General features: G+C 45.5%; 15 protein-coding genes. 3 read left to right on the top strand and 12 right to left on the bottom strand.

Annotation, left to right across the window (positions count from 1 at the left end; all coding sequences use genetic code 11):
- Both RIM23_RS12855 and RIM23_RS12850 read right to left on the bottom strand, forming a co-directional pair.
- The coding region (locus RIM23_RS12855) for an RRXRR domain-containing protein (RefSeq protein WP_446367630.1) at nt 1-327 on the bottom strand (327 nt) is incomplete at its 3' end.
- Between the two features lie 112 nt (nt 328-439).
- Nucleotides 440-673, bottom strand: a complete 234-nt coding sequence (locus RIM23_RS12850) for a hypothetical protein (RefSeq protein WP_446367628.1) — start codon at nt 671-673, stop codon at nt 440-442.
- Between the two features lie 231 nt (nt 674-904).
- Between RIM23_RS12850 and RIM23_RS12845 the strand changes: the two genes are divergently transcribed.
- Nucleotides 905-1,135, top strand: coding sequence for a hypothetical protein (locus RIM23_RS12845; protein WP_446336074.1), 231 nt, complete (start codon nt 905-907; stop codon nt 1,133-1,135).
- A gap of 727 nt (nt 1,136-1,862) precedes the next feature.
- A complete protein-coding gene (locus RIM23_RS12840) occupies nt 1,863-6,956 on the top strand; it encodes a WD40 domain-containing protein (RefSeq protein ID WP_446367626.1) in 5,094 nt (1,697 codons plus the stop codon).
- Between the two features lie 165 nt (nt 6,957-7,121).
- Here RIM23_RS12840 and RIM23_RS12835 read toward each other — a convergent pair whose 3' ends face one another.
- From RIM23_RS12835 to RIM23_RS12825, 3 genes are all read right to left on the bottom strand, one after another.
- The gene (locus RIM23_RS12835) at nt 7,122-7,625 is read right to left on the bottom strand and encodes a PEP-CTERM sorting domain-containing protein (protein WP_446367624.1); all 504 of its coding nucleotides are present in this window, start codon (nt 7,623-7,625) and stop codon (nt 7,122-7,124) included.
- A 336-nt stretch (nt 7,626-7,961) separates the two neighbouring features.
- Nucleotides 7,962-9,080 carry a non-hydrolyzing UDP-N-acetylglucosamine 2-epimerase gene (gene wecB, locus RIM23_RS12830; RefSeq protein ID WP_446367622.1) on the bottom strand — a complete coding sequence of 373 codons (1,119 nt, stop codon included), beginning with the start codon at nt 9,078-9,080 and terminating at the stop codon, nt 7,962-7,964.
- Nucleotides 9,081-9,322: 242 nt separating this feature from the next.
- The gene (locus RIM23_RS12825) at nt 9,323-9,910 is read right to left on the bottom strand and encodes a Uma2 family endonuclease (RefSeq protein WP_446367620.1); all 588 of its coding nucleotides are present in this window, start codon (nt 9,908-9,910) and stop codon (nt 9,323-9,325) included.
- Nucleotides 9,911-10,227: 317 nt separating this feature from the next.
- Between RIM23_RS12825 and RIM23_RS12820 the strand changes: the two genes are divergently transcribed.
- Entirely contained in the window at nt 10,228-11,955 is a 1,728-nt protein-coding gene (locus tag RIM23_RS12820; protein WP_446367618.1) for a diflavin flavoprotein, read from the top strand.
- A 105-nt stretch (nt 11,956-12,060) separates the two neighbouring features.
- Here the strand turns inward: RIM23_RS12820 and RIM23_RS12815 are convergent, their stop codons facing one another.
- The 7 genes from RIM23_RS12815 to RIM23_RS12785 all read right to left on the bottom strand — a co-directional run bounded on the left by RIM23_RS12815 (nt 12,061) and on the right by RIM23_RS12785 (nt 20,390).
- Nucleotides 12,061-12,420: a carbon dioxide-concentrating mechanism protein CcmK gene (locus RIM23_RS12815; protein ID WP_446336082.1), complete on the bottom strand. Its 360-nt coding sequence runs from the start codon at nt 12,418-12,420 to the stop codon at nt 12,061-12,063.
- Between the two features lie 149 nt (nt 12,421-12,569).
- The gene (locus RIM23_RS12810; RefSeq protein WP_446336083.1) at nt 12,570-12,881 is read right to left on the bottom strand and encodes a carbon dioxide-concentrating mechanism protein CcmK; all 312 of its coding nucleotides are present in this window, start codon (nt 12,879-12,881) and stop codon (nt 12,570-12,572) included.
- 129 nt (nt 12,882-13,010) lie between these two features.
- Complete coding sequence (locus RIM23_RS12805; protein WP_446367616.1) at nt 13,011-14,591, bottom strand: ATP-binding protein; 1,581 nt, start codon at nt 14,589-14,591, stop codon at nt 13,011-13,013.
- Nucleotides 14,592-14,678: 87 nt separating this feature from the next.
- Nucleotides 14,679-15,326, bottom strand: a complete 648-nt coding sequence (gene hpf, locus RIM23_RS12800) for a ribosome hibernation-promoting factor, HPF/YfiA family (RefSeq protein WP_446360553.1) — start codon at nt 15,324-15,326, stop codon at nt 14,679-14,681.
- 310 nt (nt 15,327-15,636) lie between these two features.
- Nucleotides 15,637-17,106, bottom strand: coding sequence for a glycoside hydrolase family 13 protein (locus RIM23_RS12795; RefSeq protein WP_446367614.1), 1,470 nt, complete (start codon nt 17,104-17,106; stop codon nt 15,637-15,639).
- Nucleotides 17,107-17,492: 386 nt separating this feature from the next.
- Complete coding sequence (locus tag RIM23_RS12790; protein WP_446367612.1) at nt 17,493-18,221, bottom strand: phosphate/phosphite/phosphonate ABC transporter substrate-binding protein; 729 nt, start codon at nt 18,219-18,221, stop codon at nt 17,493-17,495.
- Nucleotides 18,222-18,602: 381 nt separating this feature from the next.
- Nucleotides 18,603-20,390: a hypothetical protein gene (locus RIM23_RS12785; RefSeq protein WP_446367610.1), complete on the bottom strand. Its 1,788-nt coding sequence runs from the start codon at nt 20,388-20,390 to the stop codon at nt 18,603-18,605.
- Between the last annotated feature and the right edge of the window lie 225 nt (nt 20,391-20,615).

Raw genomic sequence — 20,615 nt, 5'->3', positions numbered from 1 at the left:
GTATCGAGTATGACGGCTACGACGGCTATGCCGAATAGCGCGACGAGACTCTAGAGTTGCCTTTATTGCGGGCCCTCGGTGGGTCAACTCAGCCCCAAATACAACTCGCAGACCTTCTAAGATGGCTAGTCCAGTTACTTTGGAACCGGGGTCAATTTTCAATCGATGTTCTTTCACAACAGGATTTTCCACCTCCTGTTTCATGATGATGGTAAAAGGGTATCGCTTCCACACAGCTGCCTTACCACAAGAAAGTAGCTTTCTGGCTTTGGCGGGGTGGCAAGGAGAGAGTGGTTCCAAGTTTTGGTTGATTACGAAAACTCGCATAATACGAAAACTCCTGTTTCCAGGGTAAATTGTGCCTCGTCAATGTTATTAAGGCTTGTTGTGCCTAGGTCACTGGCTATACCTAAATCACCTGTTTAAACCTAAACGGCTTTTAAACTATAAGCTGGCAAGCACTTATAGATTCCATGACCCTGATAACGTAGCGTTTGCTGAGACTGGCTATCCATAACTGGAATGGTTGTGTTATCCACAGTTGTCCAGTGTTAGGCGGATAGCTATGGCTAATTTCAATAAGGCATAGTCCTTTACTATAGACCGATACTACAATACGCCAATTCCCCCAACAGGTATAGATGGAAAGAGGGAGCATGTAGAGACGTGCCATGGCACGTCTGGGAGCATGTAGAGACGTGCCATGCTACGTCTGGGAACTGGGGAGATGTTAGCGGTTGCTTGCCCGAGAAATCGCCAAATGTCAGGATTTGTAAATATATTCCTCCAGAAATAGACAAGTATTACGGCAAAAAAGTATCATCAGATACAGAAAAAACAATTTACCTGAAATTTTCGGCTCAGCTTGGTAGGTAGGTTACGGCAAACACATTGATATAATCTTATGAACGTCGATACAGCGATCGATTGGGATGAAGCATTTGAATATTTACCTGGATCTCTGGTGGAATTGAAAGCGCAACCGGGAATCCTATACACCATTGATTTCTATGAACCTATGATGGTTCCCCCGATCTGGTTAGTGGATAATCCGCGCCCACGCTATCCTCATGAGTTAAGGATAGTATCCCGCCGAAATGAGCGGGTTTGTTCATTAGAGTCTCAACTGGTTTAAGCGCAGAAGGCTCCCAGGTAGAATTTAGTCAGGTTTATCTTGACTGAGGACTTGGCATGGACATGAGGACGAACGATGCGATCGCACAATTTTATGGTATACTTTTTATCGTGGGAAAATGTGCCTGCCTATAGCCTCTTCATCAAGCTTTTCAGACAAGATAGTAGAAGAGGCGATCGCACAAATGTTGGTTTTATGACCTCTGGATTTGACAGTTAAACCCAGATACCAAGAAAACTAATTCACTTGTAGGGGCGGGTTTTACCGTTAACTGTGGCGAGAAACTCCTTAATTCAATAAACCCGCCCTGATCCCAACCATTAAGGTTTATAATCCAGTAGGCAGACGTGAGCTGGTCGAGTTACGTGAATTCTCTTCGCCCAGGCTTATTGAGGGCTAAAGCCCTTACTACAAGCTACGAACTACGAACTAGGCGCGATCGCACATCAGTAATTCGGGTTTTAATTGCGCCCTGAGATGGTTGGTGTGCGCCCTAGGATGGGTGTACCATCAACCCTGAGCAAAGGAACCTTGCTCGCGCCTCAACCCTCAATACTATAAAGCCAAGGTATCAAATACAGATTGAGATAACCAATCAGAGCGGACGTTGTTGGTTCCGGTTGTGATGTATCACACTAGAAGAAGAAAGTCAAGTTCACTGCTGTTTTACCCGGTCGTCCAGTTGCGATCAATCCCATGCTGGACGAACGCCGAACCACGTTTGCCAATGATTGAAACCAAACAACCCGAAAATGTTACCGACTATAACCAGAGTTCATTGAACGCCCTCGATCGCGCGATCGCATTTTCTCAGGGAGAGTTCTCTCTCGTCTTGGTGCGCTGTAATTACAAGCTTTTACAGAAACGTATCTTACACCAACTGCACGAACGAGCTCAAGGTCGATACCAAATTCAGGAATTAGTTCTTCCCGAATCCGTCACCACCCTTTACACCACAATTCAAAATTATGTGGGGATAAATCAGCATGGCGCGTCTGGGAACCGGGTTGTCGGGGGGGAGTTTACCGATAACCTGTCGGAAACAACAGATAACCTAACTAAACCCGCCCCAATAGAGGAATCAGGAAGACGGGAAGATAGTAGAGACGTTCCGGTGGAACTCAAAACTCCTCCCGCCTTAATCATCCTCGGGCTTGAATCCGTCGAAGCGCTAAATGACTTACTCACCTCCACCAATCAAGTGCGGGATGAATTTCGCAAACGCTTACCCTTCCCCTTAGTCTTGTGGGTGAATGACGAAGTATTGCACAAACTCGTCCGCTCTGCTCCCGATTTTAGCAGTTGGGCAGCAACTCCGATTAAGTTTGAAATTGCCACCGATGAACTACTCGATTTGCTGCAACACAAAGCAGACTCCCTATTTAGAACCGTATTAAAAGGAACTCCAGGGCGATATGCCCCCTGGCGTATTTGTACCCACCATGCCAATCTTAATTTAGCCACAGGATGCCGTTCCCGCGCCGAACTCGATTGCGCCCTCCATGACTTACAACAGCGCCAAGAAACGATTACCCCGGAACTAGAAGCGAGTCTGCAATTTGTATTAGGTCAATATGATTATGCCAATGATCATATTGATGCAGCAGTTATCCGTTACCAAAAAAGCCTGCGGTATTGGCGCATTACCAATAATTTAGAACGTCAAGGAGTCCTCCTATTTCATTTAGGCTTATGTTATTGCCGTAATGCTGACTTACATCGGGCGCAACGACACCGCAACTGGGAAGAAGCGTGGCCCTATCTTCAGCAAGCGGTTGAGGCGTTTGAGTGGGCGGAACGTCCGGATTTGGTGGCGCAGTTTATTACCCAACAGGCAGAAGTGTTGCAACATTTAGAAGGATGGGACTCCCTCCAACAGGTAGCCAAACAGTGCTTACAGGTACACCAACGCTACGGTTCCCCTATCCAACTGGCGCAAGATTATGGCTTTTTAGCAGAAGTCGCCCTAGTCAAACGGCGGTGGAGAGATGCCAATCACTGGGCGCAGCAAGCTCTCTCCCAGTTAACCTCTATCCCCAATCAACCCCAAGATTATCAAGGCTTACATCCCTATTTATTAACCCAACTCTATCAACTCATCCTGGTCAAATCCTATGATCAGTTGCATCAATCAACTGAAGCCACCCACCATCTAAACCGGGCAAGTCAAGATTTGCCGGATGCCATTGCCAAAAGCGATTATCATTACGAACCCCAGCGTTACCTATATCTTTTGGAAAGCTTGCGGCGGCTGTACTTTGAGCAACAGCGTTACTTAGAAGCCTTTGAGCTCAAGCAAGAACAAGGGGCAGTCGAACAACTCTATGGATTTCGTGCCTTCATTGGTGCGGCTCGTCTCCAGCCTCGACGAGCCGTAACTAATCCTACCTTAACCCCAGTCGAACAGCAAGAAATTGTTGCCCAAGAAATTGCCGCATCCGGACGTCAACAGGATGTGCAGCGTTTAATTGAACGTTTAAGCCGTGCGGATTGCCAATTGACGGTGATTCATGGACCTTCTGGAGTCGGGAAGAGTTCCATCGTTTCCGCAGGCTTAGTACCCGCCCTCAAGCATAGAGCATTAGGCGATCGCTTAGTGTTACCTGTGGTACTGCAAGTGTATACTGATTGGATTAAGGAACTCAATAAAAACTTGAGAACCGCCCTGTCTGGGTTAACCTCCCGTCAATCTGACCAATTTGCCGCCACACAAATCATTGGTGACGATAGTTCCGATGAACTTATTCTCAACCAGTTGCAAGCCCAGTTACACGATAACGCCGATCGTAATATCTTAACAGTATTAATCTTTGACCAATTTGAAGAGTTTTTTCTGGGACATGCCTCTCCCCAGCAAACCCGCTTATTTTATCAGTTTTTCCAGACCTGTTTAGATCTGTCCTTTGTTAAAATTATTGTTTCCATTCGGGAAGACTTCTTACACTACTTATTAGAATTTGAGAAACTTGATCTAGAAGTAATTGAAAATAACATATTGGATCGAAAAAATCGCTACCCTTTGGGCAATTTTTCCCCTCCCGACGCCCGGGCGGTGATCCAAAGCCTAACCGAACGCGCTCATTTTTACTTAGAATCCACGTTAATTGATGAATTAGTCCGAGATTTAGCCCGAGAACTGGGAGAAGTCCGTCCAATTGAATTACAAGTCGTTGGGGCGCAGTTGCAAGCAGAAAATATAACCACCCTAGCGCAATATCGACAACGGGGTCCTGTAGAAAAGCTGGCGGAACGCTTCCTAGAAAAAGCCTTAAAAGACTGTGGTGTAGAAAACGAACAGGCGGCTTGGCTGGTTTTGCAACTCCTCACCGATGAAAATAATAATCGTCCCTTAAAAACCCGTGCCGAATTAGTTATTGAATCGGATCTTGATATCCAGAAACTAGATTTAATCTTAGAAATATTAGAGAAATCTGGCTTAGTTTTCCTCCTCCCCGAAATTCCCAGCCATCGCTATCAACTGGTTCATGATTATCTGGTAGAATTTATTCGCCAGAATGAACAAAATACTCTGCGGAAAGAACTGGAAGAACTGCGTCAAAAAGATAAGGATAGTCAAAATAAAATCCAACAACTGATTCGGGAAAAAACCCTGCGGTCTAAATTATCAGCGGCGACGAAAAAACATGCTGCTGCTGTGGAGAAACAACACCAAGCTGAGGAGAAATTAAATCAAGTTCTACGACGCCGTTTGCAAGAAGCCCAGATTGTTGGCGTGACATTAGCGACACTGGCGGTGATTGCGGTAGGATTGGTATGGCGAGCGGTATTTAGTGAAACCAACGCCCAATTAATTGCCTTGAATGCTTCAGCAGAAGCCTTAGTCGCATCAAACCGCAAATTTGACGCCCTACTAAAAAGTTTATCAGCCGCCAAAGAATTAAAACAAGCCCTGGGGGTGACAAAGGAAACCAAGATGCGGGTGATTTCTACATTGCAACAGGTGGTGTATGGGGTGAGAGAACGCAACCGTTTAACTGAACATAGTGATTGGGTGAGTAGCGTTAGTTTTAGTCCCGATGGTGAGTTGATTGCTTCAGCGTCTAAAGATAAAACGATTAAACTGTGGAGTCAGCAGGGGAAATTGCTAGAAGATTTGCTGGGACATCAAGAGGGGGTGTATTCGGTTCGCTTCAGTCCCCAGGGTCAAATCTTAGCTTCTGCTAGTGAGGATAATACAATTAAACTCTGGAGTCGAGAGGGTACATCATTAAGAACCTTAACCGGACATCGCGATCGCGTCCACAGTATCAGCTTTAGTCCCGATGGTCAACGGATTGTCTCGGCGAGTGAGGATAATACCATTAAACTTTGGCATATCGACGGGACACTGCTGAGGACTCTTTCCGGTCATAATCATTGGGTTTTAGATGTAAGTTTTTCTGCCAATGGTCAGTTGATTGCTTCCGCCAGTCGTGATAGAACGATTAAACTGTGGCAATCTGATGGTACCTTACTCAAAACCTTAACCGCCCACAATCAACCCGTACTCGACATCAGTTTTAGTCCCGATGGTGAATATCTCGTATCTGCTAGTGCAGATAAAACCATCAAACTATGGCGAACCGATGGTACATTACTCAACACTCTATCCGGACATCAAGAGGCTGTAATTACAGTCGCCTATAGTCCAGATGGTCAGATAATAGCCTCTGGAAGTGAGGATAACACCATTAAACTCTGGCGTCCCGATGGCAGATTAATTGACACATTGCAGGGACATGGTAAGGCAATTCTCGGATTAGGATTCAGTCCCAGTGGCAAAATATTGGCGTCTGCTAGTGCCGATAATACCATCAAACTTTGGCAAGTGGAGGGGGGAATGCTGCAACCAATTCCTGGACATAGCCAACCCATCAGCAGTATCAGTTTTTCCCCCAATGGTCAGAGAATTGCTACAGCTAGCTGGGATAATACAGTGAAACTCTGGACTCGCCAAGGCAAATTATTAAAAACAATTTCGGCACATCAAAAGCCGGTCAATAGTGTCAGTTTTTCTGACAATGGTAAGACCCTAGCGACAGGGAGTGATGATACCACGATTAAACTCTGGAATCAAGATGGAACCTGGCAGAAAACCTTGTCAGGACATAAAGATGGGGTAACCAGTGTTAATTTTAGTCCCGATGGTCAGCGACTCGCCTCAAGTAGCACGGATAAAACGGTCAAACTGTGGCAAATTGATGGCAGATTGGATAAAACTTTAATCGGTCATCAGGGGACAGTGTGGGGGGTAACATTTAGTCCGGATGGGTCTTTAATTGCATCAGCCTCTGAAGATAAAACGGTGAAACTTTGGAGTCGTAACGGCAGGTTGATCAAAACATTGAGGGGGCATAGGGATGGCGTGAATTGGGTAACGTTTAGTCCCGATGGCGAGTTGATTGCTTCAGCAAGTAGTGATAGAACGGTGAATTTATGGAATCGAGAGGGTGAATTAATGCGTTCTTTGAAGGGACATAATGGATTAGTTAATTGGGTAACATTTAGTCCCGATGGGGAGTTTATTGCCTCGGCGAGTGATGACAAAACGGTGAATCTGTGGAGTCGGCACACGGGTCATTTAATTAATTCCTTTGTCGGTCATAAAGATGCCGTGTTTGGTGTGAGTTTCAGTCCTGATGGTAAGATTTTGGCATCAGCGTCTCAAGATACGACGGTTATTCTGTGGAATTTGGATTTAGCGGATTTAGTTGGACGCAGTTGTTCTTGGTTAGAGGATTATTTACAAAATAATTCAGAGTCGCCAAGGATTAATGATGCCAATCCCCAGGATTTTCGGGCGTTGTGTGCCAGGAGATAGGGAACGGGAGCATCCCATTTTGGATTAAGAGATACTCCCACAGGAAACAGGAAATTGTTTGTAGTAGGCACTTTAGTGCCTTAAAATGGCTTATTTTCAAGCACTAAAGTGCTGACTACAAACAGGCTCATACAAGTCTGTTCAAACTGACATGATATAATAAGCTTATGATTTTTGCTTCTGTCGGCGCTTGAGGGTTGAAGCGGTGCCGACAACACCAACGGCTAATAAACTGAGTATTGAAGTGGGTTCGGGAACAGAAGTTGAGGGACCTGTTGATGGTAATGATGCAGCACCAAAGATTTGACCACTACTACCTGTAACATTTTGATTAAATGTGCCGGCTCCTGTGTTGGTATTAATAGTAATCTGTTGTCGATTAGCGGTATAACCAAACAGGGTGCCATCCTCAAAGAACAAGCCAAAAACATCCACGAAGCCAATATTACCAATCTGGGTAGCTGTACCATCTAGAGCAATAGATAACAAAGTATCTGTGCTACCACTTCTAGATGTGGCTAAAAACTGATTGTTGTCAGGGTTAAATACCAGATCACCACTGCTACTAAATCCCGAAATGCGAGCCACTAATGATGCATTTCCACTCGACGTATCAATGGTATAAAAATCACCCGTGCCAGCAGCGTAACAATTACAGAACTTACGCATCTACACCGCATATCGTGGCAAAGGTGCGTTACGCTACGCTAACACACGATGGCGGACTGACACAGCTAAAATTGTGGAATAGATTTGACGGTGAAATTGGGCGCACACCGTGCGCCCCTACAATAATAATCCACCATTTTAGCTGTGCCACGCTACTAAACATAGAGGCTTTGCGTAAGTCCTAAATTAGTATAGGTTCAACCTATTATATTTTCTATAGATAGCTGGAAAGTTTACAGAATCTTTAAGTTAAAAAACAGATAAATTTAGGCAAGATATTTGTCGGATTCCTTTTGGGTGAAGACTTTCAGACCTTTTTCTGGATCTTGACAATACTTATTCAGCAAGCCCTAAATAACGTTTAACAATTGCCAAAATCCGTTGAGCGGCGTAACCATCACCAAAGGGATTAACGGCGGTAGCCATATCCTGATACGCCCTCGAATTCCGGAGTAATTCACTGGCTACGGCGACAATATGGCTGGGGTTGGTTCCCACCAGTTTCGCTGTCCCTGCTGTAATGGCTTCTGGACGTTCAGTGGTTTCGCGCAACACTAATATAGGTTTACCTAAACTGGGCGCTTCTTCCTGCAATCCACCCGAATCCGTCAGCAACAAATAACAGCGTGCGATCGCGCCCACTAATTTGCCATAATCTAAGGGTTCACTCAAAAAGACTCGCGGATGATTGCCTAATATTTGTTTCAGGGGTTCTCTGACGGTAGGATTGCGATGGAGGGGTAAGAGTAAAGCCGTATCCGTAAACATATCCAAAAGTTGGACAAAGGCTTGGGCAATATGTTCTAAAGGTTGACCCCAGTTTTCCCGACGGTGAACCGTAGCTAATAAGACGCGATACTTGTTCCAATCTAATCCCGGAACCGGACATTGGGGTTCCTGCTTGGCTACTGTCAGTAAAGCATCAATCACCGTATTCCCCGTCTGATGAATCTCGCCCACAATCCCCGATGTCTTCAGATTCTCCACCGACTTAGCTGTTGGTGCAAAATTCAGTTGGGCTAACTGAGAAATCAACCGCCGATTGGCTTCTTCGGGATAAGGATTAAACAAATCATCCGTTCGTAACCCTGCTTCTACATGACCCACAGGAATTTTTTGATAAAATGCTGCTAAAGTAGCAGCAAATGCTGTCGTCGTATCTCCTTGTACGATAACCAACTGCGGGTTAATCTCGGTAAATAACTCCTCCAATCCGCGCAAACTTCGACAGGTAATATCGGTCAGCGTTTGCTTGACTTGCATGATTTCTAAATTGCAGTCAGCTTTTAGTTTAAATAGCTGCATTACCTGATCGACCATTTCCCGATGCTGACCCGTTAAAATGACCTGAGTCTTAAACAGATCACAGGCTTGAAACTGTTGGATAACCGGGGCTAGTTTAATCGCCTCTGGGCGGGTGCCTAAGGTAATACAGATTGTCGGTTTATAAGTCATTTTTCATTCGTCATTTTTCATTTTTCATTCGTCTTTAATCATCAGTCCATCCAATTTGATAACCCTAACACAGTCACCGTTGTAGGTTGGGTAGAGCGACAGCGAAACCCAACAGCAGCTTTTATAAGTTGGGTTTCGTTCCTCAACCCAACCTACGGTTTTTATGGTTCTACTACTTAGGTCGAGATGCTTCACTCTGTTCAGCATGACATTTCGCCACGATACTTGACGCTTTTACATTTCTATTTCTCACTATCGGCAAAATTGACGTTTTCGTAAATATCACTTACATTGATCTGAAATTCGATTGAACTTAATTCGAGAACCGCCTCGGCTGATTCTTGCTCACTTAATAACCATTGATCATTATGATTTTTGGCATACTGCATCACATGATATTTGGTTTGGTCAATCAAAATATATTCCTTAAACTCCGGAATCGACCGATAGTAAATAAACTTATCGCCTAAATCATAATTTTTCGTCGATTTGGATAATACCTCAACAATCAACGAGGGATTCATCACCGTCGTTGTCCCCGTTCCTGTGTAAATCGGTTCTCCTTCAATAACCATCACATCAGGATAGGTGTACTGACGATAACGAGGTATCCATAACCGTACATCCCCGATATAGATATCGTAATCTTGCCCTCTTAACCCAAACTTTAAGTTGGCGGCAAAATTCAATGCAATCTTATTATGATTAGTCGTCCCACCCGTCATCGGTACAATTTCCCCATCGCGATATTCATGCTTATACTCCGCTTTCTCCTCTAGTTCTAAGTATTCTTCTGGCGTGTAGGAGCGTTTTTGTGTCTGTAATTGCATAAATAATACCCGCTATTCCTCTACCTCTATTATTTTCTCAGCCGAAACGTGATAATGCTCAATCTTGACTAACGGGTCTAGTCCGCGATATCGTCCATCTCCCTCAACGTCACTTGAATCGGGACAGGGTGAGAGAGGTTCCCAGATACTCTTGATTGAGCCTAACTCATGACCGAACCGCACCTCGTCTATTTAGGGCTTGCTGAATACCGTTTTAATCTATTTCATAAATAATTTAAATCTATAAAACTGGATTGATATGTAAACATAATTTAAAGACCGAGTAAATGAAGTTGATATAAGAAAGGAGACGACCGATGGTAGCAGTAGCAGAGGGAATTCAGCGTCGGTTGACGATGCAGACGACCGAAATTGCCCCGGATACCACCGCAATCCGATCGCTAGATTGGGATCGCGATCGCTTTGATATAGAATTTGGTTTACAGAATGGCACGACGTACAACTCATTCCTGATTCGGGGTGAAAAAACGGCGCTGGTGGATACCTCCCATGAAAAGTTTCGCCAACTCTATCTCGATACTCTGAAAGGATTAATTGACCCAGCTAGATTAGATTATCTAGTCGTCAGCCATACGGAACCGGATCACAGTGGCTTAGTCAAAGATATTCTGGCACTTGCCCCGAATATTACAGTTGTGGGGTCGAAAGTGGCGATCCAATTTCTGGAAAATTGGGTCAATCAGCCGTTTCAATCGCAAATCGTCAAAAATGGTGATCGCATTGATTTGGGAAATGGACATATCCTCGAAGCCGTAATTGCTCCCAATCTCCATTGGCCCGATACGATTTTCACCTATGATACCAAAACCCAGGTTCTGTTTACCTGTGATGCCTTTGGCATGCACTATTGTGATGATTACACGTTTGATGAAGACTTAGACCTACTCGAAGAAGATTTTAAATATTACTATGACTGTTTAATGGGTCCAAATGCCCGTTCTGTGCTATCCGCCCTGAAACGGATGGACAAGTTACCCGAAATTACCACCATTGCCACAGGTCATGGACCCCTACTTTATCACAACCTGAGTGAACTCACTGGACGTTACCGTCGGTGGAGTGAGGAACAGGCAAAAGCAGACACGACTGTTGCTGTATTTTACATATCCGATTACGGGTATAGCGATCGCCTCTCCCAAGCCATTGCCCATGGAATTACCAAAACCGGTGTGGCGGTGGATATGATGGACGTGCGATCGGCTGATCCGCAAGAGATTAAAGAATTGATGAGTATAGCGTCTGGGGTGGTGATGGGTACACCACCGACGACGGGGGAAGTCGCCTCTATCGCCCAAACTGCGATGGGTACAATTTTGGGGGCGACAAATCCGAAGCAGTCTTTTGGTGTATTTGAATCGGGGGCTCTTGAGAGTGAATCAGCTTATCTGTTGGTGAATAAGTTTCGGGATTTAGGACTAACGCCAGGGTTTGCGCCGATTTTAGTCAAAGATACGCCTAATGAACAGGTTTATCAGTTATGTGAAGAAGCGGGAACGGATTTAGGACAATGGTTATCACGCGATCGCACGATTAAGCAAAGTAAGTCCCTGGATAGTGATTTGGATAAAGCCTTGGGGCGACTCAGCAGTGGATTGTATGTTATTACGGCTAAAAAGGGGAATATCAGCAGTGCGATGGTAGCGTCGTGGGTGACGCAAGCCTCATTCAAACCCCTGGGTATATCTGTGGCGGTGGCAAAGGATCGGGCGATCGAGTCGTTAATGTATGTTGGCGATCACTTTGTTCTCAATGTCCTAGAAGCTGGAAATTACCAGGGACTGATGAAGCATTTCCTCAAGCGCTTCCCGCCCGGTGCGAACCGTTTTGATGGGATTAAAACCTATTCTGCTAGCCATGGTTCTCCGATTTTAGCCGACGCCCTAGCCTATATGGAATGTGAAGTGAAAAGCCGCTTAGATTGTGGCGATCACTGGACGATTTATGCCACAGTTTCTACCGGTCGGGTTTCTCAGACGGATGGGATGACGGCGGTACACCATCGTAAGGTGGGGAATCATTATTAGTCATTTGTCATTTGTTTTTGACTAATTGGTGCGATCGCTGATCGCGTAGGGGCGCAAAACTTGCATCCGCCCGCCCCTACATAACACCCTACCTTCCCTATTTTTTTAACGTTGCAATCCGTTTCCTCGACCTTGGATTAATGGATTTTCAACTGCTTCTCGGTACTGCTCAACCTCTTCTGTATACGCAATCGGCAGAACACACTCCACATTTTCGTGAGGACGGGGAATAATCACCCACGATTCTAAGGTTGCACCATAGGTTTTTTCAACGGCGGCAATCCCCGCATCCATGGCAGTTTTTACCTCAGAAACATCGCCACGAATATTCAGATTAAAACGAGCGCTACCGACGCGGATATAACCGACTATCGTCACTCGACCCGCTTTCACCATGGCATCGGCTGCGGCTAATATACCGGGAAAGCCTTTGGTTTCAATTGACCCAACTGCTACTATTGACATTGCCTAATCTCCTCAATCAGTGAAATTATTAAATCAAAAACTTATTCTACGAATTATGGGTTTTTTTCAGGAAAATACTCTTTGTCTTTAGCATTCTTATCGCGAACTAGACCTAGAGAAACTGAAACTTTTACCCTTTCCTTAATCAGTTAAAATGTACGAAACTGTTCAACTTGACTGGTATATTCAATCGGTAGAACGGTGTCAACATTTTCGTGGGGATTAGGAATGATGTAGTAAGCAGTTATCTCGGCGCCATAGGTTTTCTCCACCGCTTCTAGACCCGCATCTACAGCCACCCTGACCTCGGATATTTTGCCCCGAACGCTGACCATAAAGCGACCACTTTCATTGCGATCAAACTTTACCAGGGTAACAGCGCCAGCTTTGACCATCGCGTCTGCTGCGGCAAGTATCCCTGGAAACCCCAACGCTTCAATCGTCCCAACTGCTGCTGGCATGATTGCTCTGTTGCCTCCACCTCAAAAGACTGTATCCAACTTATTGTACGGGGCTTGATGACCCATTTGGGCGAAATTAGATTATAGATTATTTTTTAGATGAAATAAAACTTCATCAATTGAAATATTTTAATGGGTGGGATTTCCAGAGGACGGTTTGGCGTTGACGGGTAAGATGACAGTCACCGTTGTCCCTTTGCCCACCTGAGTCGCGATCGCAATCTTCCCCTGATGCAAATCTACACAATTTTTAACAATAGACAGTCCCATGCCCGTCCCGGCAATTGTACTGACATTGCTGGCACGGAAAAAGGGGGAAAATAATCGAGGTTGCTCCGATTCGGGAATACCAATCCCTTGGTCTTGAACTTGAATGATAATGCTGTCATCCTTGTGGCGTAGAGACAAGGAAACCGTCGTGCCTTTGGCAGAATACTTAATCGCATTGCTAAGGAGATTGGTGACGATATGTCGCAGCATCTGCTTATCTAACTCCGCTTCACCAGACGAGAGTTGAGCATTATAAGTCAAAGTATAGCGATCGCCGACCATCAGTCGCTGTTCGTCTACCAATTGGAGACAAAAGTCTTCCACATTCAACGGTTCGGGATTAAACTGAAGTTCGCCAGCTTGGGCTTTATTAAACGTGAGAACCTCTTCCACAAGCTGAGCCATCTGCTTGACGCCCATTTGAATCCGGTCTAAATAAGTTTGTTGTTTCTCCTGTGATAACTGATCACTGTACCGTTTCAGGAGTTCTGTTGAGGTTAAAATTACTGCCAAGGGTGTGCGGTATTCGTGGGAAATCATTGCCACAATCCGAGATTTGAGTTCACTCAATTCCTGTTCAGCGATTAAGACTTTGCGAATTTCGGCTTCGGCTTTTTGGCGTTCGGCGACTTCCGTTGCCAGTTTAACCCGTTCTAGTTCTAGGGCTTGGGCTTGACGGCGTTCGCTGATATCACAAAACACTAAAACCGCACCCTTGATCTGGTCATCGTTGGGGCGCATTAAGGAAACATGATCTACGATTGGCGTCTTGGTTCCATCTCTGGCAATTAACAGGCGATTATGTCCTTGATTCAGGACAGGTTCACCCCGCAGCAGTAGCATCACTGGGTTTTCCACAACTGTATTCGTGGCTTCATTGAGAATTTGCACGACTTCAGTAATGGGTTTGCCCATCGCTTCAGTAGACAACCAACCCGTAACGGTTTGGGCGATAGGATTCATATAAGTAATGCCGCCCATTGCATCCGTTGCCACTACCGCATCATGGGTTGAGTCGAGAATCGTCGAGAGAAATTCCTCGCGTTCGATTAACTGCTGTTGGGTTTGATGCTTATAAAGCGCGATTTCGATCGTAATCCCTAAATCTCGTTGATTAAAGGGCTTGACAATATAGCCAAATGGCTCTGTCACTTTAGCACGCGCCAAGGTAGCCGCCTCGGAGTGAGCCGTCAGGTAGATGACGGGTATTTTAAATTGGCTGCGAATTTGATCGGCGGCTTCAATTCCATCCATTTCTCGGTGTTTGAGAACAATATCCATCAACACCAGATCCGGATGAGTTTCAGCGACTTTAGCGAGGGCGGCTGTACCAGAATTGGCGATATCCACCACGTCGTAACTCAGTCGTTTGAGTTGACCGGCAATGGCTTGAGCAGTAATAATTTCATCTTCGACAACTAGAATCTTTGCCCTTGCCACACCACTATTCCTCTATATATTCAAAAGAATCCCCCGTCTGTCACTCGGGGGAGGATCAAGAGAGGACACCAAGTTTGATAACAGATGCTATGAAATTGTTGATGTATTGGTTACCACCTCAAGATTCTGGGCAGTCTTGCCATTTTTATTATTGGTATGACCATTGCCATTACGAGGCTGAAGCACACCATATCCGCCGTGATTTCGTTCATAGATGACGTTAATCTCATCGGTTTTCGCATTCCGGAACATATAGAAGTCGTGATCGACCAGTTGAAGCTGTTCCAAGGCTTCTTCAATGGTCATCGGCGGCATGGCGAAATATTTCATCCGCACGACTTCTGTGGGCAGTTCGGGAGCGCGATCGCCAATTAAATCCTCAACCACAGGTGCTTCATGAATAACAGCGCCTGTTTTCGGTTGTGCCTGTGTTTTCTTTTGCAGCCTTTCTTTGTATTTACGCAGTTGACGCTGAATCTTATCTGCCACCAGATCGATACTGGCATACAAGTCTTCGCTACTCTCCTGGGCACGAATTACGGTTTTATTGGCATATATGGTAACTTCGGCAGTTTGCTTCGTGCTGATCCGAGGATTACGGGCAACAGAGAGATGCACGTCTACCTCAGTCGTCATATTCTGAAAGTGATTGACCGCTTTTTCTATCTTTTGATTAACATATTCTCGAATTGCATCAGTGATTTCAATGTTCTTGCCCTGGATCACAAGCTTCATACTGACTACTCCGTCCTGTAGTATTGTGTCGTAATAGAGCAGAGCTAGGGCTGGTCTTAGCTGCTCTTGGAGGATACTTCTATTGTAAGGCGGAGTGTGGATAACTTCTGGATGTAAGCAGCAATACTTTACGTAAGTTTGTTCTCTGATATATTCCTTAACCAAGGAATAAGGTATAAATGGCACAAAATGGGGACAAGGAATGCCCAGACGTACCATTCTACGTCTGGAACAGTCAAGGGGGGCAGGTTGAGTGGCCTCTTCCCCACCTCTTCTCCAATAGAGGGAGATGAGGGAGTCAACGGAGGTGTTAACCCAAAATACAACCTGTCCGAGGCGGTAATTCTATCGCCAAATTGTTTTGATTCCAGGTGAAGCAGGCGTCGCCGTACAGGATTTGACGACGTGGTGATAATTCTGGCGGCGCCTCAACCTGAACTTGGGTGGTTGTCATTCCTGCATTGACGGCAATAATTAACTCATCTGCCTCCAGTTGGCGGGCGAAGATATACGTCATTCCCTCGGCAAAGAGCACTTTATAGCTACCTGTACGCAGGGCGGGGTGATGATGACGCAGGGCAATAAGCTGACGGTGACAATCGAGAATCTCTTGATTCCATTGAGATTCTAAGGGAAAACCCCGTCGGGAGTCTGGATCTAATGCACCGGGTAAACCGACTTCATCTCCATAGTAGATGCTGGGGGCGCCGAGAAAGGTAAACAGTAATAGCGTAGCTAGCTTAACGCTTTCGATCGCTTCGGCGGATGGATTTTTCTTCCCGCCACTGGCAATGGATAGCAGTCGGGCTGTATCATGACTGGCTAGCAGGTTGAGTTGGGTGAGTTGAATTTCCCAGGGGTATAGCTGCAACAGATGCTCGATTTTAGCGGCATAACCCGGTGCATCTAGGGGAGGATAGGGTTCGTAAGAGGGTTGTTCTACGTATTCGTGAACCACGCGATCGCCTGCGGTAAAGGCGATGGTGGGTCCGGTGAATAGGTAGTTCATTACCCCGTCAAATTGAGTCCCATCTAGCCACTGACGAGAGTCTACCCACACTTCGCCGACAATATAGGCATCTGGGTTAATGGCTTTGACGCGATCGCGAAATTCTTGCCAAAATCCTGGCGCTTCAATCTCATAGGCGACATCTAAGCGCCAACCATCGACGCCGAGTTTAATCCAATATTCGGCAACCTGCATAATATATTCCCGCACGTCGGGATTATCATGGTTGAATTCGGGTAACGCCCGATTGCCTTCCCAACCGACATAGTTAGCTGGTTTGCTGCCATCATAGGCTGATAGGGGCCAGCGTTCAATCTTGAACCAATCTAACCACGGCGAATAAGGACCATTTTCGAGAATGTCATGGAAGAAGAAGAAGCCGCGACTTGCATGGTTAAATACACCATCCAAGACGACTTTCATCTCCCGCTGATGACATTTCTCCAAGAGTGTCATGAATGTACCATTCCCCCCTAATACTGGGTCGATCTGATAATAATCGTGAGTGTGGTAACGGTGGTTACTGGCGGATTGAAAGATGGGGGTAAAGTAAATGGCATTAACGCCTAAATCTTGCAAATAATCGAGTTTTTCCATTACCCCCCACAGATCTCCGCCCTTATAACCTTGTAAGGTGGGCAGGGCATCCCAGGGTTCTAGGGGAAGTGTTTTAGCCACTTGCGAACGGGGTGGATGACCCTTGGCGAAGCGATCCGGGAATATTTGATAGAAGACGGCGTGCTTCACCCAATCTGGCGTCTGAATCTGCATTGATAATGGTCTAGTTCTTCTCTACTAGAGTACAAGTATGGTTCGCTAAATACGATTTATGTTATTGAAGTTAGTATTTTACCCGAAAACTGTCTTTAAGCCAAAGAAAAACGGCTCTCCCGTACATGGTGTGATAAATTTTACTTATGTGTGTGGCGATTGGCTTGATTTGAGGAAAACTTAGCTTTTAAGCTGGATTAGTTGGGTAACATTATCAACCCAACCTACAAGCATTACACCCTGGGACTTTAGCTTAATTCACAAGACTTTATTATCACTCTAAGTACGGGAGAGCCAATGTCATCTGTCCTAAGTCGTATATTTATCGAATTTGGCGATTCATCCCTGACCATACTAAAAAGTTGGTTGGGGATGAATCGAATGGTTTAAGCTGTCATCATAATTTCCTTAGCTGTACTAATTTCCTCAGATGTAGTTTTACACCATCCTTCCACATTGAGTTCTTGCAACAAATCTTTTCCGGCTGGATTTGTATTCATCTCTAAAAGAACACGTTCTAATTCACTCTTATGAGCCATGGCATTGGGACTAATATGGATACTATGAAAGATGACCTTTTCTTGCGATTCAGCAAAGGCATTAACCATCGCCTTGGTATTGGCTGAGAGTTCCTTGTATGTGTCTTTATAGACAATGCCGAAAGGGGCTTCATTTTTGGACACGCTATTGATCACTCCTAACCAGGAGGATTTATCCAAGATTTGTGCAGGTGCAATTCCTTTTTCTTTGAGGCTATGTAAAGCAACCTTACTCGGTAGCATACTTTTGACAGTGGCAAGAGTTTTCCCTTGCAGCGAATCTAAGGTGGGATTGGCGATATCCTGATTAGCAATATACACGACTTCATCATAGAGATTGATCGGACGAACTACAGCAGAAAAGCCTTGTTGTTCCCGCAGACGGATACTATCAGCAGGGTTAGCATAGACGATATCGGCTTGCTCTAGATGTTGATGAAAATCCTGGAAATCCAGCGAAACATCTAAATGTACTTTGACATCAAGCTGATTATTTAAATACTGGACAAACCGAAACCATCGATCCGGTTTTTTTGCCGTATCATGGGGACAGATCATCAGGGTTAACTTGTTCATGGAGGGGTCTATTTTTTACCTGCATTGGCGGAAGAGGATTATTATTTTCCTCTGATTCCTTTTTTCCTGGAAATTTGACCCAATCAGGAACGTGAATTATTGCTTTTAGTCATAAAACGGCATCAGGGTTATAGAGTAAGATATATTAACCGATGAATTAAGCTGTCATGGCGTTAAATTGGGGAGAAGTAGCGGGGGGAGCATGTCATCTTTGTAGGTTGGGTTGAGGAACGAAACCCAACGATAGTTATCGGTGAGGAGGGCGGGTTTTGTTGAACAGTTATCGGTGAGGAGGGCGGGTTTTGTTGAACAGTTATCGGTGACTAGCTAACTTAGTGGCTAAACCCGCCCCTACAGTAGCCCCTAATTATTACTTATTACCTAATCCCATTCAGGACCCGTCAATGTACCTCGCAGACGCCAGTTTCCTTGGGGAGAAAACACGTCTAAAAAACCACTATTTAATTGTTGCTGAACATAAGGACTATCCAACACCGCCCAATCATCGAGAACACGCTCTTTGCCATTAATCTGAGCTAAGCCCGCCCCTCGATTGGGTTGATAGGTCATCTGTAAGCGATCGCCGGCTAAACTGGTATAGGTAAGCTGACCCATTGTCTCCCAAGAGCGATCGCGAATCTCTGTTTGGTCAAGTGCTTGCTGTAAAGCCTCGATTGTGGGATAATCATCAACACTGGCTACATCGGTAATCCAAGCGGTATTCCTGCCGATTGCCGCTAACACTTGGTAATCAGAATATTTCTCTGATACCTGACTTTGCCAGTCCATCTGTTCACCCCAAGGACGGGCGCAAAGGAAGGTATTTTCAATTCGCCAAATGTACCAATCCCTATAGCGCTGAGGTTTCCCATATCGACTCGGTAAAACTAGGTGAGAACGCCCCAGTACATCGGATGCTTTATCTTGTGGATTTAATCGTAACTGATAAATCACCGCACCCTTTTCTTGGACGTACTGATCTCCTGGAGAACGCCCTGTCGCCATGGCGGAATGATAGGTTCCACCTAGACTAACAACGGCATTATTTTGCCCCTTTGGATCACGGATGACTAATTTATAGGTAGCATATTGGGCATTAATGGTGCCTTTGACTTGATACGAACGACTGGGGTCAATTAATGTACCCAAACTATAGTCTGGAGTCACATAAAATGTTTCCCAAAATCGGTTGTCTTGGTGATAACTATAATAACCCGGATGACTGGCTTTAAGCTGAAAGGGTAATTTTATCTCCTTACGGGCAATCGCTCTCAATTGGGGCGGCGGGCGATAATCACTCAACGCGGCAGGTAATGCTACCCTAGTAACACCCCGATCCATACGCTGAACCGGTGCTAAACTATCCCCCCACCAAATCCAAGCCACCCCACTCAAACCACTATCATCCCACGTCCCCCGATCAAAACCGCGACTTTCCGCACCGCCTGCGGTTCCCCAACTGAAGCGCACCGCCATATTGACGGCGTACCAATCTAATGCGGCTTTCGCCAACTGGCGCAATTCAGGAGTATCGGCAAAATCATAGAGATTCAGCAAACCTGCGATCGCATAACCATAATACGTCGAAGAATGAAACTCTCCCTGTCCAATTGTCAGGAACTTATTCAATTCTGCCCTAAGCCAAGCCTCATTTGTCGCCGCCGTCGCTGGGAGAGGCGTAGGGAAACCACTTCCATCCATCAGGGCTAAACCGGAAATACGCTGCATGAACTGATGATTTTCTGTACCCTGTTCCAGCCACTCCCGCACACGCGGCGAATCCACCATACTACGGTAAGAGGATTGTACCGCTTTGGGCATGGTATCTCGGAATAAGAAGAAGATGCGAATATCGTAGGGGCTGCGAAAGTGATAAAGATCCGGTTTTCCTTCATCTAAACCTAAGAGTATATCCCAGGTTTGCTGGCGATCGTATTGTTCCCCTAAGCTGAGGCGGGCAAGAATGACTGGAAGTAGGTACTTATGGGGGTCACTAATTGTGCGAGTACGCCACCAGGTATCCAATCCCTGCAAATCCTCCGCCGCCACCTTTTCTCGAATTGCCAAACTCCGCGCCCGAAATGCGGTTTCTGCTTCCCCTTCATCTAAAATACGCTCTTTGAGCAGGGTTTGGGACTGTCCAGCTCCTCCCCATTGCCATTCAGACAACAGGGTTCGACTCAGGGGAAAATCTGCCGCCCAATCCGCCGTACCGACGAGTGCGGTAAGAGTTGTCAGCGCTAGAACTAGGACTTTGACCGAGAACTAGGGATACAAGCCTCGTCCTTTTAGGACGACTTTTTATTTTCTCTTAGTCTTGTATTGTAATAAATAATGTGTTAATCTATAAAAGTAGTCTAGCACAGGCGAAAGTCGTGAGTATCGCCAATCGAT

The organism is Coleofasciculus sp. G3-WIS-01, from assembly GCF_040223135.1.
Taxonomy (GTDB): Bacteria; Cyanobacteriota; Cyanobacteriia; order Cyanobacteriales; family Coleofasciculaceae; genus Coleofasciculus.
The sequence above is the reverse complement of the archived record's forward strand: the minus strand, read 5'-3'. Positions and strand labels throughout refer to the sequence as shown.